We start from the raw sequence: 15,494 nt of genomic DNA on the forward strand, positions 1-15,494 counted from the left end.
GCTTACGTCTTGCTCCGCTTGCCCAGCCGCACCGCGTCCAGCAAGACGAACAACGGCGGCCACAGCGCCATGCCAAGCAGCGGCGCCCACCAGTAACTCCACGGCAGGGTCGGCTCGCCGACGACCAGATGCACCGCCGAAGAGACGATGCGGTCGTTAAGCAGCAGCCCGCCGATCGCCAACGCCTGTTGAGACACAGGGAAAAAGCGCATCCGCGCGCGGAAGCGCTGCAGGATGAAGGTCATGATCACCAGCCGCAGCGCCTGCTCGCCGAGCAGCCCGCCGTACAGCAGATCGGCCAGCACGCCGGCCACGAAAGCGATACCCAGGCCGACCCGATCCGGCTTCTCGATCACCCAATACGCCAGCACCAGGGCCAGCCAGTAAGGACGCAGCGGCTGTACCACCATCGGCAAAGGCAGCAAGCCCAGCACCAACGCGATGAGGATGCTCGCCGGCAGGATCCAGGTGTTGCGCATGCGGGTCATTGGTCCGTCTCCGATGGGGACGAACGGGATTGGGAGTTGGGGGTTGGAGATTGGGCAGGAGCGATGCTTTGCGGCGGTGCAGTTGCTGCGCCCTGGTTGTTGCGGGGCCGGGAATCAGGAATCGGGAGTGGCGAATTGGCAGCAACAGCACCCTGCGACGATGCGGGTGCTGCGCCTTGTCCTGTCAATCGCGATGCTGGGATCGACACAGCGCTGTTGCCGGTAACCATTCCCGATTTCCCATTCCCGATTCCCGACAGCTTGGCAGGAGCAGGTCCCTGCGTCGGAACGGGGGCCGCCGCTTGTCCGGTCGGCATCGAAGACGGCATCGGTGCAGCGCCGTTGCAGTTGCAGTTGCCCATTCCCGCCCCAGCATTCCCGACTCCCGGCACCACGCGCAGCGGTTTACCGGCACGCAGCAACAGCACATCGCGGCCGCGATCGAGCTTGGCGGCGGGGGTGAGTTCGCCGACCAGGAAGGCGTGGGTGTCGTCTGGATGCAGTTTGGAGACCTTGCCGACCGGGAAGCCGGCCGGGAAGCGGCCCCCCAGACCGGAGGTGACGATGTCGTCGCCTACCTGCACGCCGGCGCTCAACGGGATGTCGCGCAGTTCGAGCCGGTCGCCGCGACCGTAGACGATCAGGCGCACGCCGTTGCGCGCCACGCTGACCGGCACGGCGTGGTCGGGGTCGGTCAGCAGCAGCACGGTGGAATGCAGCGGCGTCACTTCGATCACCTGGCCCATCAGGCCACCAGCATCGATCACAGCCTGGCCAAGCAGTACGCCATCGCGGCTGCCGGCATTCAGCAGCAGACGTTGCCTGGTAGGATCCAGATCGATATCCAGAATCGGCGCCAGCTGCACGTCGAGGCCGCGGCGCTCGGCCACGTTGAGCAGTTCGCGCAACTGCGCGTTGTCCAGCGCAGCGGTCTGCAGCCGGGTCAGCCGCGCATTGGCCACCAGCAATTGATTGCGCAGACCGCGGGTTTCTTCGACCAATTGTGCGTGTGTGGCGGCGTTGTCGCGCACCTGCGAGCCAATTCGCCCCGGCAGCCCGGCCACCGCCCAGATCGGCTGGATCAGCAGATTGGCCTGCATGCGCACTTGGCTCAACCAACCGCCGCGGCTATCGAGCGCGATCAACACGATCGCCAATACCAGATAAACCAGCAGCCGTAGCGTGGAGGTGACTTCGCCCGGACGGGAGGCGACGGGAGGACCGGCGTAGGAGGGCACTTTCAGGGCCGGGACGGGGGAGTGGGAATTGGGGAGTACAAGAGCGGTTGGCTGCTCTCGGTACGGCTAGGACTTGCACAAGCGGAACTGCACCGCAACCGGTCAGGGTCGGAGGCAGGGGACCGCTTTGCGAATCCCGAATGCCGATTCCCCAAGCACTCACTCTGGCGCGAAGAACTCATTGCCATGCATGTCCACCAGCTCCAGCGCACGCCCACCGCCGCGGGCGACGCAGGTGAGCGGGTCGTCGGCCACCTGCACGTGCAGGCCGGTTTCTTCGGAGATCAGGCGGTCCAGATCACGCAGTAATGCGCCACCGCCAGTAAGCACGATGCCGCGCTCGGCGACGTCGGCGCACAATTCCGGCGGGGTCTGCTCCAGGGCCAGCTTGACCGCGGAAATGATCCCCGACAGCGGCTCGTGCAGCGCTTCGAGCACTTCGTTGGAGTTGATCTTGATCATCTTCGGCACGCCCTCGGCAAGGTTACGGCCGGAAATTTCCATCTCCTGTACATCGTCCTGAGGGTAGGCGCAACCGATCTGCAACTTGATGCGCTCGGCGGTGGCTTCGCCGATCAACATACCGTGGTTACGACGCACGTAATTGGTGATCGACTCATCGAAACGGTCGCCGCCCACGCGGACCGACTGCGAGTACACGATGCCGTTGAGCGAAATGACTGCCACTTCGGTGGTACCGCCGCCGATGTCGATGACCATCGAGCCGCGCGCTTCGGTCACCGGCATGCCGGCACCGATCGCCGCAGCCATCGGTTCTTCGATCAGATACACGTCGCGCGCACCGGCCTCTTCCGCAGATTCCTTGATGGCGCGGCGCTCGACCTGGGTGGAACCGGCCGGCACGCACACCAGTACGCGCGGGCTTGGGCGCAGGAAGCGCGACTTGTGTACCTTCTTGATGAAGTGCTTAAGCATCGCTTCGGTATAGGTGAAGTCGGCGATGACGCCGTCCTTCATCGGGCGGATCGTGGTGATGTGTCCGGGGGTGCGACCGAGCATCTGCTTGGCCTCAGCACCGACTGCCGCCACCGATCGCGTGCCGCCGATCGCGCGGTCCTGGCGCACCGCAACCACCGATGGCTCGTTCAGCACGATGCCCTGCCCGCGAACGTAGATCAGCGTATTGGCCGTGCCCAAGTCGATGGACAGGTCGTTGGAAAACATGCCGCGGAGTTTCTTGAACATCGAGGGAATCGTTCCTGAGAGAGTCGCTCGCCCTGTCGACAATGAAGAAACAACTAGTCGAAAGTGGGCATAAAACGAAGTCCGCTAGCCTAGCAACCCCCCCCGGTACGGGCAAGGAAAAATCGGTTATCCCGGCACCGTTTTTATGTGCTGGTCACGCCGGGCATGACACGCGGTTGTGGCCCTGATCGTTCGCAGCCGTTACCCTTTGCGCCGCGGCGTTGGCCGTCCCGCCGCCATGCCGGCAACTGGCGGGTATTTCTTTACGCAAGGGCCTGACTCGATGTCCGCACTGATCTGTGGTTCCCTCGCCTACGACACCATCATGGTGTTCCCTGACCAGTTCAAGAATCACATCCTGCCGGACAAGGTGCACATCTTGAATGTGTCGTTCCTGGTACCGCGCATGCGCCGCGAGTTTGGCGGCTGCGCCGGCAACATCGCCTACAACCTGCATTTGCTCGGCGGCGCGCCGATCCCGATGGGCACAGTGGGCCAGGATTTCGGCCCATATCGCGAGCACTTCCAGACACTGGGCATCGACCTGTCGCGAGTGAAGATCATCGATGACCTGTTCACCCCGCAGGCCTTCATCACCACCGATCACGACAACAACCAGATTACTGCGTTCCATCCAGGCGCGATGATGCGCAGTTACGAAAACCACGTGAAAGATGTGCCGGGCGTGACCCTGGGCCTGGTTGGCCCGGACGGGCGCGAAGGCATGATCCAGAACGCGGAAGAGTTCGCTTCAGCCGGGATCCCTTTCATCTTCGATCCCGGCCAGGCGATGCCATTGTTCAACGGCCCGGAGCTACGCCAATTCATCGAGCAGGCCGACTACGTGGTGGTCAACGACTACGAGTCCAACCTGTTGCAGGAACGTACCGGCTGGAACGAAAAGGACATCGTCGCGCGCGTGCAGGCCTACATCACCACGCAAGGGCCGAAGGGCGCGTTGCTTCATACGCCGGAGAAGACCTACGACATCCCGCCGGCGCATGAGCGCCGCGTGGTCGACCCCACCGGCTGCGGCGACGCTTTCCGCGCCGGCCTGATCTACGGCATCCAGGGCGGCTACGACTGGCTGACGATCGGGCGCATGGGCAATCTGATGGGCGCTTTGAAGGTGGAGCATCCTGGCACTCAGAATCAACGGTTTGATTTCACCGAGTTCAACGACCAGTTCAAGCAGCAGTTTGGGTATGCGCTTTGAGTACAGCACTCACAGAGGCACAGCCGCAGAGCCAACGCTGTAATGCGCGTCGCTGCGAGTTTAGAGGCACGTTGAGACGGCACGGTCCACATTCGATTCGCCTGTGCTAAGAGCGGCTAACAAAACGTAGCCAGCAGTCGTCAGGTGGGTGCTCACGGCGCGCAGAAACCGGAGTGTACGTCTGGTACATGCCGATTCCGAGCACCGGCCGGCGCCCGCTTGGCGGTGAGCGCAGTCGTTTTGTTAGCCGTTCTTAGCGTCGATTATCAGCCTTTCGCCCCCTGTGTTTGATCCCAGGTTTTGAACGCGCTCATCAATGCCGGGGCTGAACGCCTAGCCTTTCCACTGCACAAGCAACTGCATGCAATCGTGCAGGCGCCAATCGGCAAAGCCAGGCCAGGGGTCGCCTGGGGTGTTGACCAGCACTGTGCAGGCGCCGACGGCGCGGCCGCAGGCAAGGTCGTTGTGGTGGTTGCCGACCATCACCAATGCCGCGCCATCCACCGACCAACGTCGTTCGAAATATTGCAGGCCGTCAGGTGCAGGTTTGGGTGCAGCTTCGTCGCGACCGACGATATTGTCCCAGGCGAACGCATCGTCCAGGCCAATCGCCTGTAACGTGACCTTCGCCAGTTCGCGTGCGTTGCGGGTGAGCATGCCAAGCCGACATCCGGCCGCTTGCAGTGCACGCACCAACTCCAGCGCGCCTGGCGCAGCACGTGCTGCCTGCGCAAGTGCACGCTCGTGGTCGAGTAACCACACGTGTTTGGATGCGGCTTGGTCGGCTGGCAGCGATGCCAGGTGATGCAGGATGTCGGCCTCGGGCGGGATCTCCAACGCCTGGCGGATCAGGGCAAAGTCGTGCACGGCTTCGGTCAGCGTGCCGTCCATGTCGAAGACCCAGTGGCGGTAGTCGGACAACGCCGGACGTACTGAACTGGCCATTGCGCCATCCATGCCTACTTCCAGCCCGGCATGTACGTGGCATCCAAGCCGCCCACTTCGAACTCTGCCGTGCGCGTGCCGCCTGCTTTCACCGGGAAAGCGACGCTGATGCGCTTGGCGTTACGCACCAACTTCCACAGTGCCTTGTCGTCGTCGATAAACATCGCGATCGCTTCGTCGGTATCTGGGCGATGTGCGGCCATCGCGCGCGGCGCGCCACCATCGGCCGAGACCTGCACCTTGCAGCCGCCATAGCAATTGAAGTCGCCAGCCTTGAGCACGAGATAGCTATGGCGCTTCCACTGCGGGTGATCGCGGAACACCAGGCTCACCGGCTTCGGGCCGCTGCCATCCACGTCCACACGCTGCTTGGCATCGATCATCGCCGAGCGCTGGGTGCCGCCCTTGGCAGGCACCTGCGAGTACTGCCACAACGCCTGCATGCGACGCAGTTCGCGCGCTTGCTCACCCTTGACCTTGATGGCGGCGTAGCCGGGCTGGACGCGCGCGGCCGCAGCGGTACCTGCGTAGCCCTCCAGCAGTGCGGCGCCATGCGCATGTGCCATGTCCCATTGCTCGGCCTTGACTGCTTCATCGTATTGCTTGGCGAGCGCATCGGCTTGGAGTTCTTTGGTCTGCGCCTGGGCGGTTACCTGCGCCTGACGTTGCGCGTCGCGATCGGTGCAGGCAGTCAGGGCAACGACGCATAAGGCCGTGCTCAGCAGATACTTCATCGTCGACTCCGGAAGGCATGGAAAACAGCGGCAACGATAACAGCCTGCCGTTGCAGATCGCCTGCATGACTGCAGGCGTTCGGAGTGCGGTGCGATGCAACGTGCGCGAGGATGTCCCTGACGGGGCGCGTCGCGCACATGGCGCGACCAGAGCCAAGCCCGCGGCGCATATCGCAATGCACGCGTCGAACAAAAAGGGAGCACGCGGCTCCCTTTTTGTCTGAACTCATTGTTTGAATTTACTGCTCAGCTTTCCGCAGCAGTTCATTGCTGTGCCGGTGTCGGTGCAGGCGCCGCAGCCTTGGCCTTGGCCAACATCTCAGCCACCGAGGCGGTGGTGATCGGGTGGTAGCCGGGCTTGGCCTTTTCGAACGCCTGTTCGGCGAAGGCGATGCCGTCCGGTGTCTTCAACAGTTCGGCATAGATCGGCAGCACCAGCTTGCGGCGACCGACGCGTTCGATGAATTGGCCTGCTGCCGCGCGCGCGGCGGTATAGCCACTACGAATCGCCAGCGGATACCAACGCATCGCGATTTCGCCATTCGACGTGCCGGTGAAGTGATACGCGTCATCCAGCTGCTTGAGCTGCTCCGGCTTCAAGGTCGCGCCAATGCCGCTGAGAAAATGTACCCATTCCTGCGTGCCCCATTCGCTGGTGACCTGCTGGCTGGGCAGCATGCCGCTGCCGCTCCAGGCGATGCGTGCGGTGTCCGCGATCGAGAAGCTGCGCGAACGTGCCTTGCTGGCGAATGCCGGGATGCCCGGCTGCGTCAACCATGCATCCACTTCGGCCACGCTCACCGCGTGGGGATGCTTGGCCAGCAAGTTCTTCTGCAGATAATCGACGAACTGGTCGGTAGTCTCGCTCTGGAAGGCATGATCGTCGAACCAGCCGCGCAAGAACGGGTCGAACACCTCGCGCCCGACACGCTGCTCCAGGAACTGCAGGAACCACGCACCCTTGACGTAGGCGACGTGATTCAAGGCTTCTTCGGGGTCGCGCTCGGCCAGCGACGGCAGTGCTAATACCTGGTCGGCCGGCGGCATGTCCTTCACCTCGGCCAGCAAATCGCCTTGGTCGATCTCGCGCTCCATCTCGGCCATCTCCGCGCCGTACAGCGCCTCGGTGATGCGGCTCTGCACGTAGGTGGTGAAGCCTTCGTTGAGCCAGATGTCCTTCCAGCTGGCATTGGTCACCAGGTTGCCGGACCAGCTATGCGCCAATTCGTGCGCGACCAATGAGACCAGCGACTTGTCGCCGACGATCACGGTCGGCGTGGCGAAGGTCAGCCGCGGATTTTCCATGCCACCAAACGGGAACGACGGTGGCAACACCAGCATATCGTAGCGGCCCCAGCGATACGGGCCGTAGAGTTTTTCGGCGGCACCGATCATCTTCTCGGTGTCTTCGAATTCCTTGGCGGCCTTTGCGGCCATCGCCGGCTCGGCCCACACGCCCGAGCGCGCGGAAATCGGCTTGAACACCACATCGCCTGCTGCAATCGCCAGCAGATACGAGGGAATCGGCTCTGGCATCTTGAAGCTGTAATCGCCATCGCGCGCGGCCTTGGGGTCGTTGTCGGCGCTCATCAGCACCATCACATCCGGGCGCGAGATCACATGCGCGCTATAGGTGAAACGCACGCTAGGGGTGTCCTGCAGCGGCACCCAGCTGCGCGCGTGAATGGCCTGCGACTGGCTGAACATGAAAGGCAGCTGCCTGCCTTCGGTCATCGATGGCTCCAGCCACTGCAGGCCTGAGGCGGTCGGTGCGGCGTGATAGGTGATCACCACCTTGGTCGGCTGGTTGGGCGCCTCGATGGTGAGCTTGCTGCCGAGGGTCTTGTCGGCCGGCGCCAATGCGAACTGCAGCGGCGACAGTGCGCCCTTGCCGTCATCGGCCTGCACCTGCGCAATGCTCAGCTCGCGCGTGTCCAGCACCAGTTGCTTGGCGGCCTTGTCCTTCCACTCCAGCGTGTAAGTCGCGGTGCCGCCGATCCGCTTGGCGTCGAAATCCAACTTCAGATCCAGCGCCAGATCCTTGATGGCAACCAAACGCGGCTGCGCGTACGAATTTTCGTCTTGATTACGGGCGTCTGCTTTCACGGGAGCGGTGGCGGTGGCGGCCGGCGCGGCGGCAGTGGACGCCGGCGGCGGGGAATCGTTGGAACAGCTGGCCAGCGCGATGGACACGGCCAGAGACAGCGACAGGAACGAGAAGCGCATCGACGGCACCACAGCGAGGCAATTGAGCACTTTAGCGCTCTTGGCCAATGCCTGCCCGTGCCATCGCTGGTTGCTCAGGTTACCGGATGACTGCGCGGCGTATCATGCCCATCGCGCACCAGACGCCGGCCGCCGGAGAACTTGGCGCGATACATCGCCGCATCGGCGCGCCGATACAGCTCGGTCGCATCCAGACCCTGCTCGCAGATCGCGCTGCCAGCGCTCACATGCAACGGCGCTTCATCGGCATCTTCGCGTTCGAGTATTGACAGCCATTGGTTGAACTTGAGCGTGGCTTCGTCTTCGCTGGCATGGATGCCGATCAAGAATTCGTCCCCGCCCCAGCGTCCGATCCAGTCCTGTGCGCCCAGCCAGCCGTACGCCGATTCCACCAGCCGCACCAGCACCCGATCGCCGGCCAGATGCCCTAAGCGGTCGTTGATCGGTTTGAGGTTATCCATGTCCAGCACGAACAACACGAACGGCCAGCCTTCGCGTTGCGAGGCGGTCATCGATTCGCGCATCGCCTGTTCGCAGCCGCGACGGTTCAAGGCTTCGGTCAGCGGGTCGAACAACGCATGCTTTTTGAGATCGCGCATGCTCGCATCGATGCCCCGCAAACTGCGATTGATCCTACGCAGCAGACGCCCCAGCTCATCGTCGCCATGCTCGGGTAAGGTAGGCAAGCGTTGATCGGCGTAATACGTGTCCAGCGCATCGGCGGCGATGCGCAGCGGCGCCAACAAGCGATAGAGCGCTGAAAGCGTCAACGCAGCGCCGGCCAAGGTGGCCAGCAACGCAACGATCACCACCGACCACAGCGGGCACTCACCCAACTCGTTTTGCAATGCCACCCACGCGATCAACAACAACAGCGGCAGATAGATGCCGGCAAAGATCACCACCAGTAGCTTAGCGCTGAAGGAGCGAGGAAACACGCGCGAGAGCCCAGCGTACAAGCGCATCCAACTCTCCGGCAAAAGGGCGCCTAGTGTCGCCGACAGTGCGTGGAGCCAAGGGGACAGAAGTCTCAGAAATTCGTTGGTGCGCGCCTGCGTGCATACAGCAACGGCACAGCAAGCGAACACATGCGCGATGTGCGCACGAAGTTCGGCGCGCGTTACACGCACCGAACTCAATCGGGGGGCGCGTATCGGGTCAGATCTTGTAGCCGGAGTGGATCGCCACGATGCCGCCGGTCAGATTCTTGTAATGGCAACGCGCAAACCCGGCATCGCCCATCATGCCCTTGAGCGATTCCTGCGGCGGATGCTTGCGGATGCTTTCGGCCAGGTATTGATAGCTGTCGGCATCGCGCGCGAAAAGCTGGCCCAGCTTCGGCAGGATCTTGAACGAGTGGAAGTCGTAGATCGGCTTGAACCAGTCGGCAGTGACTTCGGAAAATTCCAGCACGCGCGCCTGCCCCCCCACCTTCAACACGCGATACATCTCGCGCAACGCGGCGTCTTTGTCGGTGACATTGCGCAGGCCAAAGGAAATGGTCACCAGATCGAAGCTCTGATCCGGGAACGGCAGCGCCTCGGCATTGCATTGCACATAATCGAACCCGGACACCAGCCCGCGGTTGGTCAGGCGGTCGCGGCCCACCGTCAACATGCCGGCGTTGATATCGCCCAGCACCACCGCACCCTCGTTGCCCACGCGCGCTCTGAGCAGCACGGCGATGTCGCCGGTGCCGCCGGCCAGGTCCAGCACGCGATCGCCCGGCTTCACCTGTGCGGTCGCGACGAAATAGCGTTTCCACGCGCGGTGCACGCCCAGACTCATCAGATCGTTCATCAGGTCGTAGTTGCGCGCGACCGAGGTGAACACTTCGCCGACCAGCTTCTGCTTGTCCTTGGCAGCGACATCGCGAAAGCCGAAATGCGTGGTACCGGAGGTATAGGGAGATTCGCTCATGGCCGGATTATCGCACTGCTGACGCCACCATGACCGCAACCGGATCACAATCATTGTCTCAACTGAGACGAGCCCTGCGAGCATTCAGTGCGCGACAAGTACGTCCAGCGCGACTGGCAGCCCCACGAGAAGCCCACCCTGCCCGGGTCGGCTTCCACGCCGCTGCACCCCACCAGGCGGCGCATCCAGTATGGGCTGGTGGGCGGGGTGGTGGCGCTGACCGGCGGGCTGAGCAACGCGCTGGTCACCGCCAACCTGACCTACCTGCAAGGCACGCTCGGCGCCTATGCCACCGAAATGGCCTGGCTGCCGGCCGCCTACGTGATGACCAACATGTCGGCCAATCTGCTGCTGGTGAAGTTTCGCCAGCAGTTCGGGCTGCGCCTCTTTACCGAGATCTTTCTGGCGCTGTATGCGGTCATTGCCTTTGCGCATCTATTCGTGCACAGCCTGAGTTCGGCCATTACGGTGCGTGCCGCGCATGGGCTGGTCGGGGCGGCGCTCGGTTCGCTGGGGCTGTATTACGTGATTCAGGCGTTTCCGGCCAAGTACCGGCTCAAGGCGGTGGTCACCGGGTTGGGCCTGACTCAGCTGGCGCTGCCGTTGGCGCGGGTGTTCTCAACCGATTTGCTGGAATTTGGCGAGTGGCAAGGCCTGTATCTGTTCGAGTGTGGCTTGGCAGTGTTCGCGCTGGCCTGCGTGCTGGCGCTCAAGCTGCCGCCGAGTGATCGCTATCGCGTGTTCGAGCCGCTGGATTTTTTCACTTTCAGCCTGTTTGCGGCCGGTTCGGCCGGCTTGGCCGCAGTGCTCTCACTCGGGCGATTGCTGTGGTGGACCAGCGCGCCGTGGCTGGGCGTGGTGCTGGCCGCCTCCATCGTGCTGCTGTGCACAGCAACGTGGATCGAACACAACCGCCGCAACCCGATGATCAACACGCGTTGGCTGGCCAGTGCGGACCTATTGCGGTTGGGCCTGGCGATCCTGCTGATCCGGCTTGTGCTGTCGGAGCAAAGCACCGGCGCGATTGGCTTCTTCCAGACCTTGGGGCTGGCCAACACGCAACTGCAGACCTTGTTCGCGCTAATGCTGTTGGGCGCGGTGGTCGGCGTGGCCGCCAGTACCTGGCTGATCAATCCGGCGCGGGTTGCCGAGCATCTGATCATCGCGGTCGCCGCCATCTGCATCGGCTGCTTGATGGACGCCAATGCCACCAGCCTCACGCGTCCGGAGCAAATGTATGTCAGCCAGTTCCTGCTGGCGTTCGGCAGTACGTTTTTCATCGGCCCGGCGATGGTGGCCGGCATCGGCCGGGTGATTGCGCAGCCGGGCAATCTGATCAGTTTCATCGTGCTGTTCGGCATGGCGCAGAACATGGGCGGCCTGCTCGGCAGCGCCCTGCTCGGTACCGTGCAGGTGGTGCGCGAGAAATACCATTCCAGCCAGTTGGTCGAGCATCTGGTGTCGACCGACCCGCAAGTGGCCGCGCGCGTGCAGGCCTACGCAAGCCTGTATGGCCGCAGCATCGGCGACCCCGCACAGCGCCAGGCCCAAGGCGTGCGTGCATTGAGCAGCGTGGCCACGCGCGAAGCAAACGTGCTTGCCTACAACGATGTTTTTCTGCTGATCGGCTGCATTTCCATTGCCACCGGGCTATGGATCCTGTCCGTGCTGGTATGGCAACGCTATCTGCGCCCACCCCGGTCGCTCCCTCCTCCTGCTTCCACTGCGCGCCCATGAATACACCTGCCGACACCACAGCCATCGCCGAGCAACGCCGCCGCCGCATCGGTGGCGTGATCGGCTTCGGCGGGCTTGCCCTGCTCGGCGTGGCACTGGTGTTGTATGCGTGGCGGCTGCCGCCGTTCGTCAGTGCCATCGAGCACACCGAGAACGCGATGGTACACGGGCAGATCACGGTGATCGCACCGCAGGTCAGCGGCTATGTCACGCAGGTGCCGGTGCAGGATTTTGCGCGCGTGAAGCCCGGCCAGTTGCTGGCCAAGATCGACGACCGCATCTATGCCCAGCAACTCGAACAGGCCAAGGCGCAAGTACAGACTGCGCAAGCCAATCTCGCCAACTGGAAACAGCAACGGCACAGCGCCGATGCGACCATTGCCGAACAACGCGCGACACTGAGCAGCAACCAGGCGCAACGCGACCGCACCCGTTCGGCATATGCGCGCATCCAGCAACTGGCCAGCCAGCAGCTGGTCTCGGAGCAGGATCGCGACACCGCATTCGCTGCGCATGCGCAGGCCGATGCCAGCGTCGCGCAGGCCCGTGCCGCGGTGCAGGCCGCCGAAGAAAACGCACGCAGCGTCACCGTCAATCGCGCCGCGCTGCAAGCGGCCGTCGCCAACGCGCAGGCCGCCGTGCAACTAGCCCAGATCAACCTCGACAACACGCGCATTCTTGCCCCGCGCGATGGGCAGCTCGGTCAACTCGGCGTGCGTCATGGCGCCTATGTCACCAACGGCACGCAGCTGATGTCGCTGGTGCCGGACACGCTGTGGATCGTCGCCAACTTCAAGGAAACCCAAATGTCCAGGATCCGTGTCGGGCAGCGCTCCAGCTTCAGCGTGGATGCGTTGGACAACGCACGCCTGCACGGTCGTGTGCAGGAGATTTCCCCGGCGGCCGGCTCGGAATTCAGCGTGTTGCCGGCCGACAACGCCACTGGCAATTTCGTCAAGATCGCTCAGCGCATTCCGCTGCGCATCAGCGTCGATCCCGACCAGCCGTTGGCGCCGCGCCTGCGCCCCGGCATGTCGGTGGTGGTGGCGATCGATACCAATAGCGCGGTCGACTGAGACGATGCAGTCGCTATCGTGCGGCGATGTTTTCTTCGCCCTCACCATCACTGCGCTGGCAGTATCTGCGCGTCGACGAACCAAGCACCACGCAACTGTATGCGCTGTTGCGGCTGCGCTCGGATGTGTTCGTGATGGAACAACAGTGCGCATCTCCGGAGCTGGACGGCAAGGACACGCTGCCGGGGGTGCTGCATCTGCTTGGCAGCACTGACGACGATGCATTGACTGCCTATCTACGCATGTTGCCGCCGTGCGTCAGTTACCCTGAGCCGGGCATCGAGCGATCACAACACCGCGTGGCGATCGCTGCCTCTCAGCGTGGCCGCGATCTTGCGCATGCATTGCGGAGGGAAGGGGTGCGGCGGGTGCGGCCTCGTAGCGCCCTACAACTCGGCGCGCAAGCGCATCTACAAGCGTTCTATGCCGCACACGATTTACGCCGTCTTCCGCAGGGTATCTGGGAGACGGCATCCCCCACATCGACATGCTGCGTCATGCCGACGCCGCCAACCAGGAGCTTGCATGATCACCACTCCCGACTACCGCGCCCTGCTCGACACCGCCATTGCCGAAGCCCGCCAGGGTCTGGCCGAAGGCGGCATCCCGATTGGCGCGGCGCTTTATCACAACGATGGCCGCTTGCTCGGTTGCGGTCACAACCGCCGCGTGCAGGAAAACGACCCGTCCGTACATGGCGAGACCGACGCCTTCCGCAAGGCTGGCCGTCAGCGCCGCTATAAGGAAACCATCATAGTCACCACGCTGGCACCGTGCTGGTACTGCAGCGGGCTGGTGCGCCAGTTCAATATCGGCACGGTGGTGATCGGCGAATCGGTTACGTTTCAGGGGGGAATCGCCTGGTTGCGCGAGCATGGCGTCAACGTGATCGACCTGCAGAGCCAGGAATGCATCGAGTTGCTTAGTGGCTATATTTCAGCCAATCCGGATATGTGGAACGAAGATATCGGTCAGGACTGAGCAACCGGTGCAAGACGGCCCGGCGACCGGTGTTTGCCTATGGCGACAAGGTCACGCATGGCCGCTGTTTTTTGCAGGAACGCGGGCAGCCATCAGACCAACAGCAGTAGCCGGCACTCACCGCTCCCATCACTCACGCCTACGCACAATCAGGCCCCATACAAATCCAGCGCTACAGCGCCAATCTGCGCCAGTACCTGCACTGATCACAATGACAGTTGATAACGAAAGACCCACCATCTTCTGGCGGGTCTTTGCCCATCCGATACGCACACTGCCGTGCAGCAACGTCAGAGGATGTAACGGCTCAGGTCCGGATCCTGCACCAGTTCGCCAAGCTGTGCGTCCACATAGGCCGCATCCACGGTGACAGTTTGCCCATCGCGATCGGGCGCCTCATAGCTCAGCGTATCTAGCAAACGCTCCAGCACCGTGTGCAGGCGACGCGCACCGATGTTTTCTTGCCGCTCGTTGACCTGCGCGGCGATCTCGGCCAGTCGCTCCACCGCATCCGCGCCAAAAGTCAGCGTCACTCCTTCGGTCTGCAACAAGGCTTCGTACTGCTTGATTAACGCCGCTTTTGGCTCGGTGAGAATACGTACGAAATCGGCCTTGGTCAACGCAGTCAATTCCACCCGGATCGGGAAGCGGCCCTGCAATTCGGGAATCAGATCGCTGGGTTTGGCCAGGTGAAATGCGCCTGATGCGATGAACAAGATGTGGTCGGTTTTGACCGTACCGTATTTGGTCGACACGTTGGAGCCTTCCACCAACGGCAGCAGATCGCGCTGCACGCCTTCGCGGCTGACATCGCCGCCGTTGGAGCCAACTTCGCCACGCTTGGCAACTTTGTCGATCTCGTCGATGAACACAATGCCATGCTGCTCGCAGGCTTCGATCGCCGCCGCACGCACGTCGTCTTCGTTGACCAGCTTGCCGGCCTCTTCTTCGATCAGCAGCGGGCGCGCAGCCTTGATGGTCAGCTTGCGCTTCTGCGATTTTCCGCTCCCCAGGCTGGAAAACATCTGACGCAGTTGCTGGCCCATTTCTTCCATGCCCGGCGGAGTCATAATGTCCATGCCTGCATTGACCGCGACGTCCAGTTCGATCTCGCGTTCGTCCAGGTCGCCATTGCGCAGCATGCGGCGAAACTTGATGCGGGTTTCGTTTTCTTGCGACGACGGCTCGTTGCGCGCAGCTTCAGGGTCGAAACCAATCCCGGCCGCACGCTGCGGCAGCAGCGCATCCAGGATGCGGTCTTCGGCGCGCTCTTCGGCCTGATTGCGCACGCGCACCTTGGCCTGCTCGCGATACAACTTGACCGAGGTGTCGGCCAGATCGCGAATGATCTGCTCCACGTCCTTGCCGACATAGCCTACTTCGGTAAAGCGCGTGGCTTCGACTTTGACGAACGGCGCGTTGGCCAGCGTCGCCAGACGTCGCGCGATCTCGGTCTTGCCGACGCCGGTCGGACCGATCATCAGAATGTTCTTGGGCATCACTTCGTTGCGCAGGTCTTCGGGCAACTGCATCCGGCGCCAGCGATTACGCAGCGCAATGGCGACCGCACGCTTGGCATCGTGCTGGCCAACGATATGACGGTCGAGCTCCTGCACGATTTCGCGCGGAGTCATGGTGGCGGTATCGATGTTGGGCATTGGGGATTCGAGATTGGTAAAAGCGGAGTAGGAAGGACCGAGATGTGCGGGCGGCGATCAGACATCAGG

13 protein-coding genes, 1 other RNA gene and 1 pseudogene are annotated in these 15,494 nt (G+C 62.8%); 5 read left to right on the plus strand and 10 right to left on the minus strand.

Annotated features, from left to right (window positions below; translation table 11 throughout):
* Nucleotides 1–2: 2 nt before the first annotated feature.
* The 3 genes from mreD to J5I97_RS16585 form a co-directional block, all read right to left on the minus strand.
* The gene (gene mreD / locus J5I97_RS16575; RefSeq protein WP_208587690.1) at nt 3–488 is read right to left on the minus strand and encodes a rod shape-determining protein MreD; all 486 of its coding nucleotides are present in this window, start codon (nt 486–488) and stop codon (nt 3–5) included.
* Complete coding sequence (gene mreC, locus J5I97_RS16580; RefSeq protein ID WP_208587692.1) at nt 485–1,726, minus strand: rod shape-determining protein MreC; 1,242 nt, start codon at nt 1,724–1,726, stop codon at nt 485–487. Before mreC ends, mreD begins: the two co-directional genes overlap by 4 nt.
* A gap of 159 nt (nt 1,727–1,885) precedes the next feature.
* On the minus strand, nt 1,886–2,932 hold the full coding sequence (locus tag J5I97_RS16585) for a rod shape-determining protein (RefSeq protein ID WP_208587694.1): 1,047 nt from the start codon (nt 2,930–2,932) through the stop codon (nt 1,886–1,888).
* A 283-nt stretch (nt 2,933–3,215) separates the two neighbouring features.
* Between J5I97_RS16585 and J5I97_RS16590 the strand changes: the two genes are divergently transcribed.
* Nucleotides 3,216–4,148, plus strand: a complete 933-nt coding sequence (locus tag J5I97_RS16590; protein WP_208587696.1) for a carbohydrate kinase family protein — start codon at nt 3,216–3,218, stop codon at nt 4,146–4,148.
* A 114-nt stretch (nt 4,149–4,262) separates the two neighbouring features.
* On the opposite strand, the gene J5I97_RS16595 is transcribed toward J5I97_RS16590, so the two are convergent.
* From J5I97_RS16595 to ubiE, 6 genes are all read right to left on the minus strand, one after another.
* Nucleotides 4,263–4,338, minus strand: a non-coding RNA gene (locus J5I97_RS16595) — sX9 sRNA.
* 143 nt (nt 4,339–4,481) lie between these two features.
* Nucleotides 4,482–5,093, minus strand: a complete 612-nt coding sequence (locus J5I97_RS16600; protein WP_238135565.1) for an HAD family hydrolase — start codon at nt 5,091–5,093, stop codon at nt 4,482–4,484.
* Between the two features lie 14 nt (nt 5,094–5,107).
* Nucleotides 5,108–5,827, minus strand: coding sequence for a hypothetical protein (locus J5I97_RS16605; protein WP_208587698.1), 720 nt, complete (start codon nt 5,825–5,827; stop codon nt 5,108–5,110).
* Nucleotides 5,828–6,091: 264 nt separating this feature from the next.
* Nucleotides 6,092–8,053 (minus strand): M1 family metallopeptidase, encoded by a 1,962-nt coding sequence (locus J5I97_RS16610; RefSeq protein ID WP_208591792.1) that lies wholly within the window; start codon nt 8,051–8,053, stop codon nt 6,092–6,094.
* 74 nt (nt 8,054–8,127) lie between these two features.
* Nucleotides 8,128–9,018 (minus strand): GGDEF domain-containing protein, encoded by an 891-nt coding sequence (locus J5I97_RS16615; RefSeq protein ID WP_208587699.1) that lies wholly within the window; start codon nt 9,016–9,018, stop codon nt 8,128–8,130.
* 193 nt (nt 9,019–9,211) lie between these two features.
* The gene (ubiE, locus tag J5I97_RS16620) at nt 9,212–9,973 is read right to left on the minus strand and encodes a bifunctional demethylmenaquinone methyltransferase/2-methoxy-6-polyprenyl-1,4-benzoquinol methylase UbiE (RefSeq protein WP_208587700.1); all 762 of its coding nucleotides are present in this window, start codon (nt 9,971–9,973) and stop codon (nt 9,212–9,214) included.
* A gap of 87 nt (nt 9,974–10,060) precedes the next feature.
* Here ubiE and J5I97_RS16625 point away from each other — a divergent pair, with 87 nt between their 5' ends.
* The 4 genes and pseudogenes from J5I97_RS16625 to J5I97_RS16640 all read left to right on the plus strand — a co-directional run bounded on the left by J5I97_RS16625 (nt 10,061) and on the right by J5I97_RS16640 (nt 13,767).
* A complete protein-coding gene (locus tag J5I97_RS16625; protein WP_208587701.1) occupies nt 10,061–11,710 on the plus strand; it encodes an MFS transporter in 1,650 nt (549 codons plus the stop codon).
* Nucleotides 11,707–12,786 (plus strand): HlyD family secretion protein, encoded by a 1,080-nt coding sequence (locus J5I97_RS16630; RefSeq protein WP_208587702.1) that lies wholly within the window; start codon nt 11,707–11,709, stop codon nt 12,784–12,786. Before J5I97_RS16625 ends, J5I97_RS16630 begins: the two co-directional genes overlap by 4 nt.
* A gap of 26 nt (nt 12,787–12,812) precedes the next feature.
* A pseudogene (locus tag J5I97_RS16635) lies at nt 12,813–13,315 on the plus strand (GNAT family N-acetyltransferase).
* Nucleotides 13,312–13,767 carry a nucleoside deaminase gene (locus tag J5I97_RS16640; protein WP_208587703.1) on the plus strand — a complete coding sequence of 152 codons (456 nt, stop codon included), beginning with the start codon at nt 13,312–13,314 and terminating at the stop codon, nt 13,765–13,767. Before J5I97_RS16635 ends, J5I97_RS16640 begins: the two are co-directional and overlap by 4 nt.
* Before the next feature lie 290 nt (nt 13,768–14,057).
* Here the strand turns inward: J5I97_RS16640 and hslU are convergent, their stop codons facing one another.
* Entirely contained in the window at nt 14,058–15,425 is a 1,368-nt protein-coding gene (gene hslU, locus J5I97_RS16645) for an ATP-dependent protease ATPase subunit HslU (protein WP_208587705.1), read from the minus strand.
* Between the last annotated feature and the right edge of the window lie 69 nt (nt 15,426–15,494).

The organism is Xanthomonas fragariae (genome assembly GCF_017603965.1).
Taxonomy (GTDB): Bacteria; Pseudomonadota; Gammaproteobacteria; order Xanthomonadales; family Xanthomonadaceae; genus Xanthomonas; species Xanthomonas fragariae_A.